Origin of the sequence: Streptomyces sp. NPDC096324, assembly GCF_044763015.1 — a bacterium.
Taxonomy (GTDB): Bacteria; Actinomycetota; Actinomycetes; order Streptomycetales; family Streptomycetaceae; genus Streptomyces.
Genome location: NZ_JBIWFK010000003.1, coordinates 626,553 through 642,210, shown reverse-complemented (window position 1 = coordinate 642,210; position 15,658 = coordinate 626,553). Strand labels below are relative to the sequence as shown.

At 71.5% G+C, this 15,658-nt stretch carries 11 protein-coding genes; 5 read left to right on the top strand and 6 right to left on the bottom strand.

Translation table 11 applies throughout. The features are described from left to right. Positions 1–267: 267 nt before the first annotated feature. From ACIQ7M_RS10145 to ACIQ7M_RS10125, 5 genes are read left to right on the top strand one after another with little or no spacing between them, the layout of a single operon-like run. Positions 268–1,896, top strand: a complete 1,629-nt coding sequence (locus tag ACIQ7M_RS10145) for an ABC transporter substrate-binding protein (RefSeq protein WP_403641958.1) — start codon at positions 268–270, stop codon at positions 1,894–1,896. A gap of 19 nt (positions 1,897–1,915) precedes the next feature. Next, entirely contained in the window at positions 1,916–2,878 is a 963-nt protein-coding gene (locus ACIQ7M_RS10140) for an ABC transporter permease (protein ID WP_403641955.1), read from the top strand. Next, positions 2,875–4,851: a dipeptide/oligopeptide/nickel ABC transporter permease/ATP-binding protein gene (locus ACIQ7M_RS10135; protein WP_403641952.1), complete on the top strand. Its 1,977-nt coding sequence runs from the start codon at positions 2,875–2,877 to the stop codon at positions 4,849–4,851. The genes ACIQ7M_RS10140 and ACIQ7M_RS10135 overlap by 4 nt, the downstream gene beginning before the upstream one ends. Then, positions 4,848–5,918 carry an oligopeptide/dipeptide ABC transporter ATP-binding protein gene (locus ACIQ7M_RS10130; RefSeq protein WP_403641949.1) on the top strand — a complete coding sequence of 357 codons (1,071 nt, stop codon included), beginning with the start codon at positions 4,848–4,850 and terminating at the stop codon, positions 5,916–5,918. Before ACIQ7M_RS10135 ends, ACIQ7M_RS10130 begins: the two co-directional genes overlap by 4 nt. Then, entirely contained in the window at positions 5,915–6,850 is a 936-nt protein-coding gene (locus tag ACIQ7M_RS10125) for a dihydrodipicolinate synthase family protein (protein WP_403641946.1), read from the top strand. The genes ACIQ7M_RS10130 and ACIQ7M_RS10125 overlap by 4 nt, the downstream gene beginning before the upstream one ends. 14 nt (positions 6,851–6,864) lie before the next feature. Here ACIQ7M_RS10125 and ACIQ7M_RS10120 read toward each other — a convergent pair whose 3' ends face one another. The 6 genes from ACIQ7M_RS10120 to leuA form a co-directional block, all read right to left on the bottom strand. Then, complete coding sequence (locus ACIQ7M_RS10120) at positions 6,865–8,076, bottom strand: exo-alpha-sialidase (RefSeq protein WP_403641943.1); 1,212 nt, start codon at positions 8,074–8,076, stop codon at positions 6,865–6,867. 201 nt (positions 8,077–8,277) lie between these two features. Beyond that, positions 8,278–8,955 (bottom strand): response regulator, encoded by a 678-nt coding sequence (locus ACIQ7M_RS10115; RefSeq protein WP_403641940.1) that lies wholly within the window; start codon positions 8,953–8,955, stop codon positions 8,278–8,280. Further along, positions 8,952–10,400 (bottom strand): sensor histidine kinase, encoded by a 1,449-nt coding sequence (locus ACIQ7M_RS10110; protein WP_403641937.1) that lies wholly within the window; start codon positions 10,398–10,400, stop codon positions 8,952–8,954. Before ACIQ7M_RS10110 ends, ACIQ7M_RS10115 begins: the two co-directional genes overlap by 4 nt. Before the next feature lie 74 nt (positions 10,401–10,474). Continuing rightward, positions 10,475–12,556, bottom strand: a complete 2,082-nt coding sequence (locus ACIQ7M_RS10105) for an MMPL family transporter (RefSeq protein ID WP_403641934.1) — start codon at positions 12,554–12,556, stop codon at positions 10,475–10,477. 166 nt (positions 12,557–12,722) lie between these two features. After that, on the bottom strand, positions 12,723–13,418 hold the full coding sequence (locus tag ACIQ7M_RS10100; protein WP_355763926.1) for a TerB family tellurite resistance protein: 696 nt from the start codon (positions 13,416–13,418) through the stop codon (positions 12,723–12,725). Positions 13,419–13,603: 185 nt separating this feature from the next. Further along, the gene (gene leuA / locus ACIQ7M_RS10095) at positions 13,604–15,355 is read right to left on the bottom strand and encodes a 2-isopropylmalate synthase (RefSeq protein ID WP_386977493.1); all 1,752 of its coding nucleotides are present in this window, start codon (positions 15,353–15,355) and stop codon (positions 13,604–13,606) included. Positions 15,356–15,658: the final 303 nt, after the last annotated feature.

Below are 15,658 nucleotides of genomic sequence, written 5' to 3'. Positions count from 1 at the left end.
ACGCTCGCTGGACATCGGACGTCCCACCTCCGGGCTGATTAAACGCCAAGTTCGGCCAACTGCCCCTGTTTCCTACCGCCATTGGTCGTGCCTGTGGAAGATACGCCATTCGTGTGCGGGCCCTTGACCCCCTCCGCGCCCTTTCCTATGGTCGCGCTGCCCCCCATGACGTAGGACGTCGTATCTCCTGTGTCCCGGGCCGGCCGCACCGACCGCTCCACCGCCTCACCGGACCGCTCAACTGGACCACTCCTTGCTGGAGGAACCGTGCGCGACGTGAACCCCACTCCGGCGCCGCACCGCCGGTCGTTCCTGAAGTACACCGGGGCCCTGGGCGCGGCCGCCGCCCTCTCCTCGACGCTCGGCGCCTGCTCGTCCGGGCCCGAGTCGACGAACGACACCGGCGGTTCGGGCAGCGGACAGAACGCCACGCTCACGGCCGTGGTCGGCTACGGGAACGACGGAAGCTGGGATCCGACACAGACCGCGTCCGCCTTCTGCATGGCCGCCAACAACCATGTCTACGAGGGCCTGCTCGACACCGACCCGATCTCCCGCGAGCCCTACGCCGCGCTCGCCACCCAGGTGCCCGCCGACCTCACCGGCACCTCCTGGAAGTTCACCCTGCGCGCCGGTGCCACCTTCCACGACGGGAAGCCGGTGACCGCCGACGACGTGGTCTTCGTCTTCGACCGGATACTCGATCCGAAGACCCAGACGCTCGCCAAGGGCTTCTTCGCCCCCTGGCTGAAGGAAGTGCGCAAGATCGACGCGCGGAACGTCGAGCTGGTCCTCAAGTTCCCGTTCCCCGAGGGGATCTCCCGGCTCACCCTGGCGAAGATCATGCCCCAGCACGTCTTCTCCCTGCCGGGCGCCTGGGACGACGCGATCAAGGGCAAGGCGATCGGTTCGGGCCCCTACCGGCAGACCGCGCACCATCCGAAGTCCAACACGACGTTCGAGGCGTTCGCTGCCTACAACGGGCCGCGCAGGGCCGCCTTCAAGAAGATGAACTGGCTGACCATAGTGGACGCCGCGCCCCGCGTCGCGAAGATCTCCGGGGCGAGCGCGGGGGCCCAGATCGCCGACAACATCCCGTACGCCAACATCGCGCAGCTCCGCAAGGGCGGCATGACCGTCCAGGGCGGCGCCGGCATGAACAACCTGTTCCTGATGTTCAACACCAAGCACAAGCCGTTCGACGACGTCCGCGTCCGCCAGGCGCTGCGCTACGCCATCGACACCGGCAAGATGGTCGAGGTCGCGCTCAAGGGGCACGGGAAGCCGTCGAGTTCCTTCCTGAACGAGGCCAACCCCTCCTACCGGCCCGCGAAGACCGTCTACTCCTACGACCCGGAGAAGGCGAAGAAGCTCCTGAAGGCGGCCGGGGTCAAGGGGTTGAAGATCGAGATCCTGTCGGTGAACGTGAGCTGGATCGTCGACTGCCTGCCCACCATCAAGGCGTCCTGGGACGCGATCGGCGTGGAGACGACGCTGTCCCCGCAGGAGACCACGGCCGTGTTCACCAAGATGGACCAGAAGCAGGACTACCAGGTCGTCGCCGCCGCCTCGAACCCCAACCAGTTCGGCCTCGACGCCGACCTGATCATGCACTACAACTACGGCCCCCAGAACCTCTGGATGGGCTACGCCCGCTGGGCCGGCGACCCGGTCGCGAGGCAGCTCTTCAAGGACATGGACCGGGCCACCCAGGAGCCGGACGCCGACAAGAAGAAGACGATGATCCAGGACTACATCGACGTCGTCGCCGAGCAGGCCGTGCTCTACCCGGTCGTGCACAACGAGCTGATGACGGCGTGGAATCCGCGCCGGCTCGCGGGGATAAGGCCGCAGCCCTATCCGGGCATCAACCTGCTGCAAGCCAAGTGGGTCTAGGCGACAGGGGAGTTCGTACGTGGTCGCCATCGTCAGGATCCTGCTGCGCCGCGTCGCGCTGCTCGTACCGCTGATGCTCGGGATCGTCCTGTTCGTGTTCCTGGTGATGCGGTTCTCGGACGTCGACCCGGCGTCCGCGTTCTTCCAGGGCGCCAATCCGACCCCTCAGCAACTGCACGACTTCCGAGAGCGGAACGGGCTGCTCGATCCGCTGCCGGTGCGGTACGTCCACTTCGTGGGGGACCTGCTGCACGGCGACCTGGGCACCAGCGCGCTGACCAGGGCGCCGGTCGTCGAACAGGTCACCACCGCGCTGCCGCTCACCCTCCAGCTCACCTTCCTGGGGCTCGGCATCGCGGTGGTGCTGGCGCTTCTCGGCGGGGTGACGGCCGCGATCCACCGCGACCGGCTGCCCGACCAGATCATCCGGGTGGTCTCCCTGACCGGGGTCGCCGCACCGGGGTTCTGGCTGGCGCTGCTGATGATCCAGTACCTCGCCGTCGACCAGGGCTGGTTCCCGACCGGCGGCTACATCAACCCGGCCGACTCGCTGACCGGCTGGCTGAAGACCATGGCGCTCCCGGCACTCGCGCTCTCCCTGCCGGTCGCCGCCCAGCTCACCCGGATCGTCCGGACGTCCGTGGTCGAGGAGCTCGACAAGGACTACGTACGCACCGCGATCGGCAGCGGGCTGCCGCCCCGGGTGGTCGTCGGCCGCAACGTCCTGCGCAACGCCCTGATGAACCCGCTCACCGTGCTGGGGCTGCGGGTCGGCTATCTGCTGGGCGGGGCGGTCGTCATCGAGACGATCTTCTCGCTGCCCGGCATGGGCAAGCTGATGATCGACGCCGTGCAGAACGGGGACCCGGCGGTCGTGCAGGGCGTGGCGCTGACCACGGCCATCGGCTTCGTGGTCGTGAACCTCGTCATCGACATCCTGTATCTGCTGGTCAACCCACGACTGAGGGAAGCGACCCGATGATCACGCGGAAGGAACTCGCGGGAGCCCTCGCCCGGCCCGGAATCCGGCTGCGCGGCCTGCGCAGACTGCCGCCGCTGTCGAGGATCGCGCTCGGCTTCCTGGCCGTGGTCCTCGTGACGGCGGTGTTCGCCCCGCTGCTCGCACCGCACGACCCGCTCGACCAGCAGCCGCAGACGGACGGCACCGGACATCCGTCGGCGGACCACTGGATGGGGCAGGACAGCCTCGGCCGGGACATCCTCAGCCGGCTGATGTACGGGGCCCGCTGGTCCCTGGCCATCGGGCTCGGCGCCACCGCGCTCGCCCTGGTCGTGGGCGCGCTGCTCGGCGCGCTCGCCGCGACCTCGCGCAAGGCGGTCGACGAGACGCTGATGCGCGCCCTGGACGTGGTGATGGCGTTCCCCGGCATCGCGCTCGCGGCCGTGCTCGTCGCCGTCTTCGGCGGCGGGATCACCGTGCTGATCTGCGCGATCGCGTTCCTGTTCACCCCGCCCGTGGCCCGGGTCGTGCGGGCGAACGTGCTCGACCAGTACGGCGAGGACTACGTCACCGCCGAGCAGGTGATCGGCGCCCGTACCCCGCACATCGTGCTCCGGCACGTGGCCGTCAACTGCGCGGCCCCGGTCCTGGTGTTCTGCACCGTGCAGGTCGCCGAGGCGATCGTGTTCGAGGCCTCGCTGTCCTTCATCGGCGCGGGCGTACGGCCCCCGGACCCGTCCTGGGGCAGTGTCATCGCCGACGGCAAGAACATGGTGCTGACCGGCGGCTGGTGGGCCACCGTCTTCCCCGGCCTGCTGATGCTGGTCACCGTGCTGTCGCTGAACATCCTCTCCGAGGGTGTCTCCGACGCGTGGGCCGCGCCGGCCGCCCGGGAGGTGTCGGTCCCGCCCGCCGAGGACCGGCTGGAAGCCCCGGAGCCGGGCAGCGGCACGGTCGTCGAACTGCCCGGTCTGGCGCGGGCCGCGGCCCGGCTGCGCGCGCGGGCCCGCCCGCCCGTCACGGACGGGCAGCCCATTCTCGCCGTCGAACGTCTGGCCATCGGCTTCGACCACCGGCACAGCGGTGTGGACATCGTCGACGGCATCAGCTTCGAGGTGTACCCCGGCGAGGTCCTGGGCCTCGTGGGCGAGTCCGGCTGCGGGAAGTCGCTGACGGCCCTGACGGTGATGGGCCTGGAGCCCAAGGGCGCCCGGGTGCGCGGCCAGGTCCGTTTCCGGCAGCGGCAGTTGGTCGGCGAGCCGATGCGGGTACGGCGCCGGTTGCTGGGCCACGAGATGGCGATGGTCTACCAGGACGCGCTGTCGTCCCTGAACCCGGCGATGACGATCAGCGCGCAGCTCAAGCAGGTGATACGGCGGGGCGGCAGGCGCACGGCGGCCGAGCTCCTCGCCCTGGTCGGTCTCGATCCCGAGCGGACCCTGCGCAGTTACCCCCACGAGCTCTCCGGCGGCCAGCGCCAGCGGGTACTGATCGCGATGGCGCTGTCCCGCGAGCCGGCGCTGATCGTCGCGGACGAACCGACGACGGCCCTGGACGTGACGGTCCAGGCGCAGGTCATGGAGTTGCTGCTGCGGCTGCGGGCGGAGCTGGACTTCGCCCTGGTCCTCGTCTCGCACGACCTGGCGCTGATCTCGGCGATGACCGACCGGGTGGTCGTGATGTACGGCGGCCAGATCGTCGAGACGGGGGTGACGGCGGACCTGGTGGAGTCCCCGGCCCACCACTACACGCGCGGGCTGCTGGGCAGCGTCCTGTCCCTGGAGTCGGCGGCCGAGCGCATGACGCAGATCAGGGGGGTCGTCCCCTCCCCCGCCGACTTCCCGGCCGGCTGCCGGTTCGCCGACCGGTGCCCGATGGCCGACGAGGTGTGCCGGGCGACGGCACCCGACCTCCTCGGCACGCCCACGCACACGGCGGCCTGCCACCACCCGGCCGTCGACCTGGTGACGACGGAGAGCGAGGCCGTGACATGAGTTCATCCCCGGTGGACGCGCTCGTCCGGCTCACCGACACGCATGTCGTCCACAAGGCGCGCAGCGGCGGTGTGTTCACCCGCGACCGGGTGTACGCGCTGACGGGCGCCGATCTGACCGTCGCGCCCGGCGAGACGATCGGCGTCGTCGGCGAGTCGGGCTGCGGGAAGTCGACGCTCGCGAAGGTGCTGGTGGGGGTGCAGCGGCCGACGTCCGGCACGGTGACGTTCGGCGGCCGTGACCTGTGGTCCCTGGCGCCGGACGAGCGGCGCACGGTGGTCGGCGCAGGCACGGGCATGATCTTCCAGGACCCGTCGACGGCCCTGAACCGCCGGCTGCCCGTGCGCCGGATCCTGCGCGACCCGCTGGATGTGCACCGGCGCGGCGGCGCGGCCGAACGGGCCGACCGGGTGAGGGAGCTGATGTCCCTGGTCGGCCTGCCCCGGGCGCTCGCGGACGCGCTGCCCGGGCAGCTCTCCGGCGGCCAGCGCCAGCGGGTGGCGATCGCCCGCGCGCTGGCCCTGGACCCCGGTCTGGTGGTGGCCGACGAGCCGACGAGCGCGCTGGACGTGTCGGTCCGGGCGCAGATCCTCAATCTCCTGCTGGACTTGAAGGAACGCCTCGGCCTGGCCCTGGTGTTCGTGTCCCACGACATCCAGACGGTGCGCCGGATGAGCGACCGGGTGATCACGATGTACCTCGGCCGGATCGTCGAGGAGTCCCCGGCGGGCGAGGTCACCGACGGCTCGCGTCACCCGTACACCCGGGCGCTGTTCTCGGCGACCCCCGGCCTGCTGGATCCCGTCGAGCCGATCCCGCTGACCGGACCCGTCCCCTCGGCGACGCGCCCGCCGAGCGGCTGCCCCTTCCGCACCCGCTGCTGGAAGGCGGACACGGAATGCGCGACCCGGATGCCGGAGTTCACGGCCGCGTCGGCACCCGGCCACCGCTTCCGGTGCCACCATCCAGTGGAGGAGGGCCGGTCGACGCACACCCTCGTCGCGCAGGCCGAGTCCGCCGCCCTGGCCGACGTTCCGTTCCAGCAGCACATCCGGGAGCCCTCATGACCTTCCCCGCCCCGCTGACCGGTGTCGTACCGCCCGTCTGCACGCCCCTGACACCGGACCGCGAGGTGGACGTCCCGTCGCTCACCCGGCTCATCGACCACCTCGTGAACGCCGGGGTGCACGGTCTGTTCGTCCTCGGCTCGACGTCCGAGGTGGCCTATCTGACCGACGCGCAGCGCGAGCGGGTGGTGGAGACGACGGTGGCGCACGTGGCCGGTCAGCTCCCCGTCCTGGCGGGCGTCATCGACATGACCACGCCCCGCGTCCTGGACCACGCGCGCACCGCCCGTGCCGCGGGCGCGGACGCGATCGTCGTCACGGCCCCCTTCTACACCCGCACCCATCCCGCGGAGATCGCCCGGCACTTCCGCCTCGTCGCCGCCCGCGCCTCGCTCCCCCTGTTCGCGTACGACCTCCCCGCCTCCGTCCACACCAAGCTGAGCCCCGAACTGGTCCTCGAACTCGCCGCCGACGGTGTCCTGGCGGGTCTGAAGGACTCCAGCGGCGACCTCGGCTCCTTCCGTACGGTCGTCACCGGCGCCCGTACCCGCCCGGGCGCCGGGGGCTTCACCGCGCTCACCGGCTCCGAGGTGGTCGTGGACTCGGCGCTGGCCCTCGGCGCGGACGGCGTGGTCCCCGGCCTGGCCAACGTGGACCCGGTGGGCTACGTACGGCTGTACGAGCTGTGCGCGGCGGGCGACTGGCAGCGGGCAAGGGCCGAACAGGAACGGCTGTGCGAGCTGTTCGGCCTGGTGGACGTCGGTGACCCGGCCCGGATGGGCGGCAGTTCCTCCGCGCTCGGCGCCTTCAAGGCCGCGCTGTCCCTGCGGGGCATCATCGACTGCGCCGCGACGGCGGAACCCCAGGTGCCGCTGTCGCCGGGCGAGGTCGAACGCGTCGGGAAGTACCTGGCCTCGGCGGGACTGCTCTGAGCCGGAGCCCGCCCTCACCCGAGCAGCCCCTTCAGCGGCAGCCGCCGGAACTCGATGGTCTCGTACGGTCCCGCGTCACCGGTCTCGTAGAGGATGCCGACCCGGGAGGCGCCGAGCTGGACGAGGTCCGAGTAGGCGGCCCGCCGTGTGGACAGGGTGATCGCCTTGTCGAAGTCCGCGCCGGCGGTCGCGCTGCGCCAGACGGCCATGGACTGCCGGACGGTGGGGACGGAGGGGCCCGAGAAGAGGAGCGGGGCGAAGCGGCCGGTGAGCTGGAGGACACTGCCCTGGACGACGGGGACGTCGTTCAGGTCGGGCTGGACGGCGAAGGGGCGGTCCAGGGTCTCGGCGCCGTCACTGGAGTAGGAGTCGAGGCGGTTGCCGGTGCTCGTGCCGTTCTGATCACGCGAGGTGAAGTAGAGCCTGCCGTCGGGCAGTTCGGCGACCGAGCTCTCGTTGGCGTTGTCGGTCCCGTCGTAGGAGTCGTCGACGAAGCCGAGCCGCCAGGTGCGCCCGCCGTCGTCGCTGTAGAGCGCGTGCGCCCCGTAGTACCTGGCCTCCTGGCCGGTGTCCGTGGACCCGGCGGGCGGGGCGGCGGAGTGGTTGGCGGGCACGACCAGGCGTCCCGCGTGCGGTCCGTGGCGCAGGGCGATCGCATGGCCGGGCCCGGTGGCGTACCAGCGCCAGCCCGGCAGCTTGGCCTCGTCCGTGATGTCCCGCGGGGCGGTGAAGTGGCGCCCGTCGTCACGGCTCGTCTGGACGAAGACGCGCCGGCTCTGCTCCGCCGTGACCTCGCCGCGCATGATCTGCGCCTCGGTGACCGCACCGCTGTTGTAGGAGGTGAGCAGGACGATCCGGCCGGATTTCGGGTCCACCACCGGCGCCGGGTTGCCACGGGTGTCGCCGTCCCCGGACGCGACGACCCGCAGCGGGCTCCAGGAACAGCCGCCGTCGAAGGAGCGCCTGAGGACGACGTCGATGTTCCCGGTGTCGCCCGCGCCGCTGTGCCGTCCCTCGGCGAAGGCGAGCAGTGTGCCTGCTCCGGTCGTGACGGTCGCCGGGATGCGGTAGGTGTCGTAGCCGTCCTGGCCCGCGGTGTACGGGACGGAGGAGGTGCAGTCCCCGGCGTCCCGGGGCGCGGCCGAGGCGGCGTGGCCGGTGGCGGCGAGCGCGGTGAGAAGTCCGGCGGTGGCGGCGAACGCGACCATGCGGCTCATGCTGGTCATGACACTCCCTGGACTGCGTCGGCTGCGTCGGACATGGAACGACGTGGGACGTGGGATGTCCCGGTGAACCCAATGTGCCCAGGATGCAGCGGCAATACCCGTGTTCTCAGGGCATGCTGATGAGACGTCAGTCGGTTCCGGTCACGCTTTCGGCCGCTGCCGCCGGGGCGGGCCCCGGCTCCGGCTCCCGGCCGCCGACGGTCAGGGCCGGCCCGTGTCTCCGGGGGTCACCAGGCCCGACTCGTACGCCACGATGACGAGCTGGGTCCGGTCGCGGGCGCCCAGTTTGCCCATGATGCGGCTGACGTGGGTCTTCGCGGTGAGCGGACTCAGTCCCAACGCGGCCGCGATCTCGGTGTTGTTGAGACCGCGTGCGACGAGGGTGAGCACCTCGCGCTCGCGCTCGGAGAGCCCCTCGGGACCGCCCGCCGCGAGCGCGGGGACGGAGGGGGCGCGCAGGAAGCGGGCGACCAGGCGGGCGGTGGGGCCCGGCGAGAGCAGCGCGTCCCCGGCGGCCACGGTGCGGATCGCGTCGAGGAGTTCGGCGGGCCGGGTGTCCTTCACCAGGAAGCCGGAGGCGCCCGCGCGCAGCGCCTCCACGATGTGCTCGTCGGTGTCGTACGTGGTGAGCACGAGCACCCTGACGCTGGCGAGGTTCTCGTCGGCCGCGATGAGCCGGGTGGCCTCGATGCCGTCCAGGTCGGGCATGCGGATGTCCATGACGACCAGGTCGGCGCGCGCGGCGCGGGCCAGCTCGACGGCCTCCCGGCCGGTGGCCGCCTGTCCGACGACCTCCATGTCCCGGGCCGACTCCACGAGCATGGCGAACGCGGCCCGTACGAGGTTCTGGTCGTCGGCGAGGACCACCCGGATGGTCATCGGAGCCCGCCCTCTCCCGGCTCGGCCACGACCGCGGGACCGGTCCCGGACGCGTGACGGTCGTCCCGTACGGCGCCGACGTCCCGTACGGACAGAGGCACCGGCCGCCGGTCCGGCACCGACCGACGGTGGGGGTCGGGGTCGGGGTCGGGACGCCGGTCCGGCACCGATCCACGGACGGGGTCGGGGTCTGGGCGCTGATCCGGCACCGATCCGCCGTCGGGGTCGGGGCGCTGGTCCGGGAGTGCTGTGCGCAGGGGCAGGACGGCCAGCACCGCGAATCCGCCCTCCTCCCGTGTCCCGGTCTCCACGGTTCCGCTCACGCTGCGGGCCCGCTCCCGCATCCCCACCAGACCGAAGCCGGGCGGGCCGCCCGCGTCCCCGATGCCGTCGTCGGTGACCCGGACGCGCAGCGCCCAGCCGTCCGTGTCCAGCGCCACGCGGACGCTCGCCCCGGGGCCCGCGTGCCGTACCGCGTTGGTCAGCGCCTCCTGGACGATGCGATAGGCGGCGGCGCCCACGGCGGTGGGCACACCGTCGGCCGCCACCACGGACGACGCCTCCACCCGTGTGCCCGCCGAACGGGCCGCCGCCACCAGATCGGGTACGCCGTCCAGGCCGGGCAGCGGGCCCCGGCCGTCGCCGCCGCCGTGCTCGGTGTCGCGCAGCACCTCCAGCGTGCTGCGCAGTTCGCCGCGCGCGGTCCGGCAGGTCTCGGAGATGTCGTCGAGGGCCTTGGCGACGGCCGTACGGTCCAGCCGGCCGGGGTCGGCGGCCAGGACGTGCGCGGCGACGGAGGTCTGCACCCCGATCAGGGTGATGCTGTGGGCGAGCAGGTCGTGCAGGTCCCGGGCGATGCGCAGCCGCTCCTCGGCGACCCGGCGCCGGGCCTCCTCCTCGCGGGTGCGCTCGGCGCGCTCCGCGCGTTCGACGATCGAGGCGAAGTACTGCCCGTGCACCCGGACGTAGACGCCGAGCACGATGAACGCGACGATCCAGCCGGTGACGCGCAGCGCCTCGGTGCCCTCGGCGGTGCCATGCCCGAACTCGACCGCGAGCATGATCCCGATGACACCGCTGCCGACGACCAGGGAGCGCAGCGGGGTGCCGGTGACGGCGACGGTGAACAGCGCGGTCATCGAGACGAGCAGCGGCGCGCTGTGGTCGAAGTCGAGCGCGTGGTACGGGGCGACGCAGGCGACGAGTCCGAGGAACGCGGCGAGCGGAGCGCGCCGCCGGAAGACCATCGGAAGGTGCGCGGCGATCAGCAGGGTCCAGCCGAGCGCGTCCGGCCGCCGGCCGTCCATGGGCACGGTGAGCGTCACGGTGCTGTCGAGGATCAGCAGCAGGCCCGCGAGGAACGCGTCCTGGCGCAGGACCCGCGCCGGGTCGGTGGTGCCCCGGTGTCCGAAGCCGGTGAGGTGCAGCATGCGTTTGACGTCCACCGCTTCATCTTCCGTGAGGGGGCGCCCCCGCGGGAGGCGGGGGCGCCCGATGTCCGTCGTCCGGTGGGTGCGGGTCAGCCGACGGGGACGGGCTCCTGTCGTCCGGCCTGCTCGGGGCCCGGCTCGCGGGAGAGGCCGCCCGGCCACCACACCTTCCGCCCCAGTGCCACGCTCGCGCTGGTCACCAGGTACGTACGGACGAGGAAGGTGTCGAGCAGCACGCCGACGGAGATGACGAAGCCGAGCTCGACGAGCTGGAGGAGCCCCATGTTCGTGAGCACCGCGAAGGTGGCCGCGAGGACGAGGCCGGCCGAGGCGATCACACCGCCGGTGGTGCGCAGCGCGGTGAGCGCGGCGGCGGCCGGTTCGGCGCCGGAGAGGGATTCCTCCCGCATCCGGTGCATGAGGAAGATGCCGTAGTCGACGCCGAGGGCGACCAGGAACACGAAGGACAGCAGGCCGAGGCCGGGATCGGTTCCCTCGAACCCGAACAGCGGGCCGAAGACGAGGCCGCCGATGCCGAGGGCCGCGCCCCACACCGCGATGACGGCGGCGACGAGCAGCAGCGGCGCGACGAGCGAGCGCAGCAGCAGGATCAGGATCAGCAGCACCGAGACGAGCACGATCGGGACGACGACGAGCCGGTCGCGGGCGTTCGTGTCCTGGAGGTCGAGCTGCTCGGCGCTGGGGCCGCCGACGTACGACCCGCCGAGGTCCGCCCGCAGAGCCTTGATGGTGGCGGTCTCGGCCGCCGACTGCGGGGCGCCGCGGGCGATGACGGAGATCTCGGTCCAGCCTCCGTCGCTGCGTCCGCGCTCGGCGCTCGCGACGCCGGTGTGCCCGCGTGCGGCGGACAGCGTGGCGTCCGCCCGTCCGGTGGGGGTGATCACGGTGATCGGCTGGGTGCCCTGACCGGGGTAGGCGCGGGCGAGTGTCTCCATCGCGGTGACCGAGTCGGGCCGGTGGACGAAGGAGTCCTCCTGCTTGAGCGCGCCCGGCAGGTTCAGGGTGCCGAGGGCGAGCGCGCCGAGCAGGGCGGCTCCGCCCGCCAGGACGACGAGCGGCCGGCGGCCGGCCGAGGACCCCATCGCGGCGAACAGGCTCCGCCGCTGCCGGGGCTCGCTGCCGAATGCGGGGACGAGCGGCCAGAACACCCGGCGGCCGAGCAGGACGAGCACGGCGGGCAGCAGGGTCAGCATGGCGACGAGGGCGCACAGCACACCGACGGTGCCGGTCGGACCCATGCCCCGGCTGCTGTTGAGGTCGGCGGCGAGCAGACAGAGCAGTCCGACCGCGACGGTCCCGGAGGAGGCGAGCACGGCGGGCCCGCAGCCGCGCAGGGCCTCCTTCATGGCGTCGTAGGGCCGCTCCACGCGCCGCAGTTCCTCCCGGTAGCGGGAGATGATCAGCAGGGCGTAGTCGGTTCCGGCGCCGAAGACGAGGATCGTCATCACGCCCGAGCTCTGTCCGGAGACGACCGTGCCGAACGCCTGGTTCAGGCCGTAGGCGACGCCCATCGACAGATAGTCCGCGATGCCCGCGACGACGAGCGGCACGAGCCACAGCAGCGGGCTGCGGTAGATGAGGACGAGCAGGACGGCGACGACGGCGACGGTGGTGTAGAGCAGCGGCCCGCCGAGCGAGTCGTAGACCTCGCCCGCGTCGGTGGCCAGGGCGCCGGGCCCGCCGACGACGACGCTCATCCCGCCGGTGTCCCGGGCCACGTCCCGGACGTCGTTCACGAACGCGTCGCGCTTCTTCTCGTCGGTGCCGGGCGCGTTGCTGGCTACCGGGTACATCAGGGTGCTGCCGTCGGAGGACGGCACGGCCCGGGGGGTGCCGGTGAGCGGGTTCGCCCGGGTGATCGCGGCGACCCGGCGGGCCGCGGTGTCCCGGTCGGCCGGCCGGAGTCCCCCGTCGCGGTGGTAGACGAGCACCAGCTCGGTGGTCTCGCCGCCGGGCAGGCGGTCCTCGATCTTCGCGACCCGCGTGGAGTCGGCGCTCGACGGCAGATAGTCGACGGCACGGTCGTGCTGCACGTCCGACAGCTTCGCCGCGAACGGGCCGACGACGGCCAGCAGCCCGATCCACAGCGCGAGCACCGCCCACGGCACGGCCCGCCGTCGCGACGGCGTACTTGTCTCTCCGGCCCCCATGGACAGGGCCTCCCTTCGGTCCGGATGTCTGGTTACCGAGTTCCAGACTTCCGGCCCGTCGGACGCCTTTCGTCGCTCGCGGGAGCGAGCCGGGCCCTACTGCGCCGGGTGTGCCGGGGCCGTCGTTACTCCCTGGGGAGTAGTGCGGCGGTGGGCTTACGGGGCGCTACGACGGGGTGCGGGCCGTGGCCAGGAGGCGGGTCACGTCCTCGGAGCAGATCGTCAGGGCCGCGCCGACGGTGGCGAGGGCGTCGCGTTCGGCGGGGGTGTAGGGGCCGTCGGCGAGGGCGATGCGGGCGCCCTGGAGGAGGATCGCCTCGCGGCCCGTCGGGGCGAGGTGCGGGGCCAGCGGGTCCAGCGCCTCGTGGAGCTCTATGGCCAGGCTCGCTCCGCAGGGCTCGCCGAAGAAGCGGCCCGTGTCGGCGGCGAGGGCCTCGACGAGGGCGCTGAGCTGGTCCTCGGTGCAGTCGTCGAAGCCGGCCGAGCGGACGGTCGCGGCGGCGGTCTCCAGGGAGGAACGGGCGCAGCCGCCGCCCGCCGCGAGGACCGCGAGGGCGACGGTGTGGACGGCGTCGCGGAGCATCGCGGAGAAGCGGGTGGTGGTGGGGTGGTCGAGGACGTCCGCGCCGTAGTGGCGGCCGCAGGCCGCGCATTCGACGACGGGCCCCGTCTCGCCGCGCGGAAGGACGGGAACACCCAGAAGAGTGAAGCGGCGCCGGCCGGTGAGCCGCTGGTAGTTGCGGTCGCCACCGCAGCCGGGGCAGAAGAACTCCCCGTCGCCCACGGTGCTCCACGCCGTACGGGTGCCCAGGATGCGGGGAACCTGAACTGCACGACCGTTTCGTCCCCATCCTGGCAGCACGTCGCACACCTCCGTAACGCCACGGCAACATCGCCGCGCTGGCGTGATGTTAGCCACATTGTTGAGGTGTAGTCAGTACCTGGGACGAGACCTGCTTGTGACCTGCACATGATTTGGCCGGGATGCGACCCGGCCCCGCCCGCCTCGAAAGGCGGACGGGGCCGGAAAGAACCAGGTGAACGAGGTCAGCGGGCCGCGCGGTTGACGGCGGAGACGACGGCCTTCAGCGAGGCGCGTGTCGTGTTCGCGTCGATGCCGATTCCCCACAGAACCTTGTCGCCGATCGCGCACTCGATGTACGACGCGGCCTGCGCGGAGGCGCCCTCGCTCATCGTGTGCTCCTGGTAGTCCAGCAGGCGCACGTCGACGCCGATGGACTGCAGGGCGTCGAAGAACGCGGAGATCGGACCGTTGCCGGTGCCGCTCAAGACGGTGTCGGTGCCGTCGACCGTGGCCTCGACGGTCAGGGTGTCGACGCCGTCCTTGTCCGTGGTGGACTGGCCGGTCCTGACCTGGATACGACCCCACGCGTTCTCGGGGTTGGGCAGGTACTCGTCCTGGAAGGTCGCCCAGATGTCCTTCGGCGTGACCTCGCCGCCCTCGGCGTCGGTCTTCGCCTGGATCATCTTCGAGAACTCGATCTGCATCCGGCGGGGCAGGTCCAGCTTGTGGTCGTTCTTCAGGACGTACGCGATACCGCCCTTGCCCGACTGCGAGTTGACCCGGATGACGGCCTCGTAGGAACGGCCGACGTCCTTGGGGTCGATGGGCAGGTACGGGACGGCCCACTCGATGTCGTCGACGGTGACACCCTTGGCGGCCGCCTCGGCCTCCATGGCGTCGAAGCCCTTCTTGATGGCGTCCTGGTGGGAGCCGGAGAAGGACGTGTAGACCAGGTCGCCCACGTACGGGTGGCGCGCGTGGACCTCCATCTGGTTGCAGTACTCCCACGTGCGACGGATCTCGTCGATGTCGGAGAAGTCGATCTGCGGGTCGACGCCCTGCGAGAACAGGTTCATGCCCAGGGTGACCAGGTCGACGTTGCCGGTGCGCTCGCCCTGCCCGAACAGGCAGCCCTCGACGCGGTCGGCGCCGGCCATCAGCGCCAGTTCGGCGGCGGCGACGGCGGTGCCGCGGTCGTTGTGCGGGTGGATCGACAGGCACACGTACTGTCGACGGGACAGGTGACGGCCCATCCACTCGAAGCGGTCCGCGTGCGTGGAGGGGGTCGAACGCTCCACCGTGGCGGGCAGGTTGAGGATGATCTCGCGGCCCGGACCGGGCTGCCAGACGTCCATGACCGCCTCGCAGACCTCCAGGGCGAAGTCCAGCTCGGTGTCGGTGAAGATCTCGGGGCTGTACTGGTACCCGAACTCGGTCTCGGGGTCCAGCAGCTTCTCCGCGTACTCGACGACCAGACGCGTGCCGTCGACGGCGATCTGCTTGATGTCGTCCTTCGAACCGCGGAAGACGACGCGGCGGAAGACCGGCGCGGTGGCGTTGTACAGGTGCACGTTGGCGCGCTTGGCGCCCTTCAGCGACTCGACGGTCCGCTCGATCAGGTCCTCGCGGGCCTGGGTCAGTACGGAGATCGTCACGTCGTCCGGGATCGCGGTCTCGTCCTCGATGATCGAGCGGACGAAGTCGAAGTCCGTCTGGCCCGACGCCGGGAAGCCGACCTCGATCTCCTTGTAACCCATCTTGACCAGCAGGTCGAACATCTCGCGCTTGCGCGCGGGCGACATGGGGTCGATCAGGGCTTGATTGCCGTCGCGCAGATCCGTGGAGAGCCAGCGGGGGGCGACGGTGATCCGGTTGTCCGGCCAGCTCCGGTCGGGGATGTCGACCTGGTCGTACTGGCCGTACTTGTGGACCGGCATCGACGTGGGCCGCTGACGGTTGGTGGGGGCGTGCTGGCTGATCTGGCTGTCCGCCATGATGCGTAGGCTCCTCAGGATGTCCGAAAGGACGGCCGACGGCGCAACGCCAGACTCCGCGGGGAGGGGGTCGGCCTCGACTACAGGCCCTCGCCGCGGCAGCTAAGAAGAAGCAGCCCGAAACGCATGATGCTCCGCAGCCTAGCGGAGCCTCGCTCCGTACGGAGGGCTGTATCAGTATGCGGGATCGCTCGCCCGGAAAGGGACAAAGAGTGCGCCATACCACTTCCTGCAGGAATCTCCGGGTCCCAGTCCCCGCATTTCACCAATCATGGTTGCACGTAGTGACATGAAGGTCACTCA

Coding starts and splice junctions, on each gene's coding strand:
- ACIQ7M_RS10120 (WP_403641943.1), bottom strand. CDS start 8,076: ATGACCAGCATGAGCCGCATGGTCGCGTTCGCCGCCACCGCCGGACTT.
- leuA (WP_386977493.1), bottom strand. CDS start 15,355: ATGGCGGACAGCCAGATCAGCCAGCACGCCCCCACCAACCGTCAGCGG.
- ACIQ7M_RS10135 (WP_403641952.1), top strand. CDS start 2,875: ATGATCACGCGGAAGGAACTCGCGGGAGCCCTCGCCCGGCCCGGAATC.
- ACIQ7M_RS10115 (WP_403641940.1), bottom strand. CDS start 8,955: ATGACCATCCGGGTGGTCCTCGCCGACGACCAGAACCTCGTACGGGCC.
- ACIQ7M_RS10105 (WP_403641934.1), bottom strand. CDS start 12,556: ATGGGGGCCGGAGAGACAAGTACGCCGTCGCGACGGCGGGCCGTGCCG.
- ACIQ7M_RS10130 (WP_403641949.1), top strand. CDS start 4,848: ATGAGTTCATCCCCGGTGGACGCGCTCGTCCGGCTCACCGACACGCAT.
- ACIQ7M_RS10125 (WP_403641946.1), top strand. CDS start 5,915: ATGACCTTCCCCGCCCCGCTGACCGGTGTCGTACCGCCCGTCTGCACG.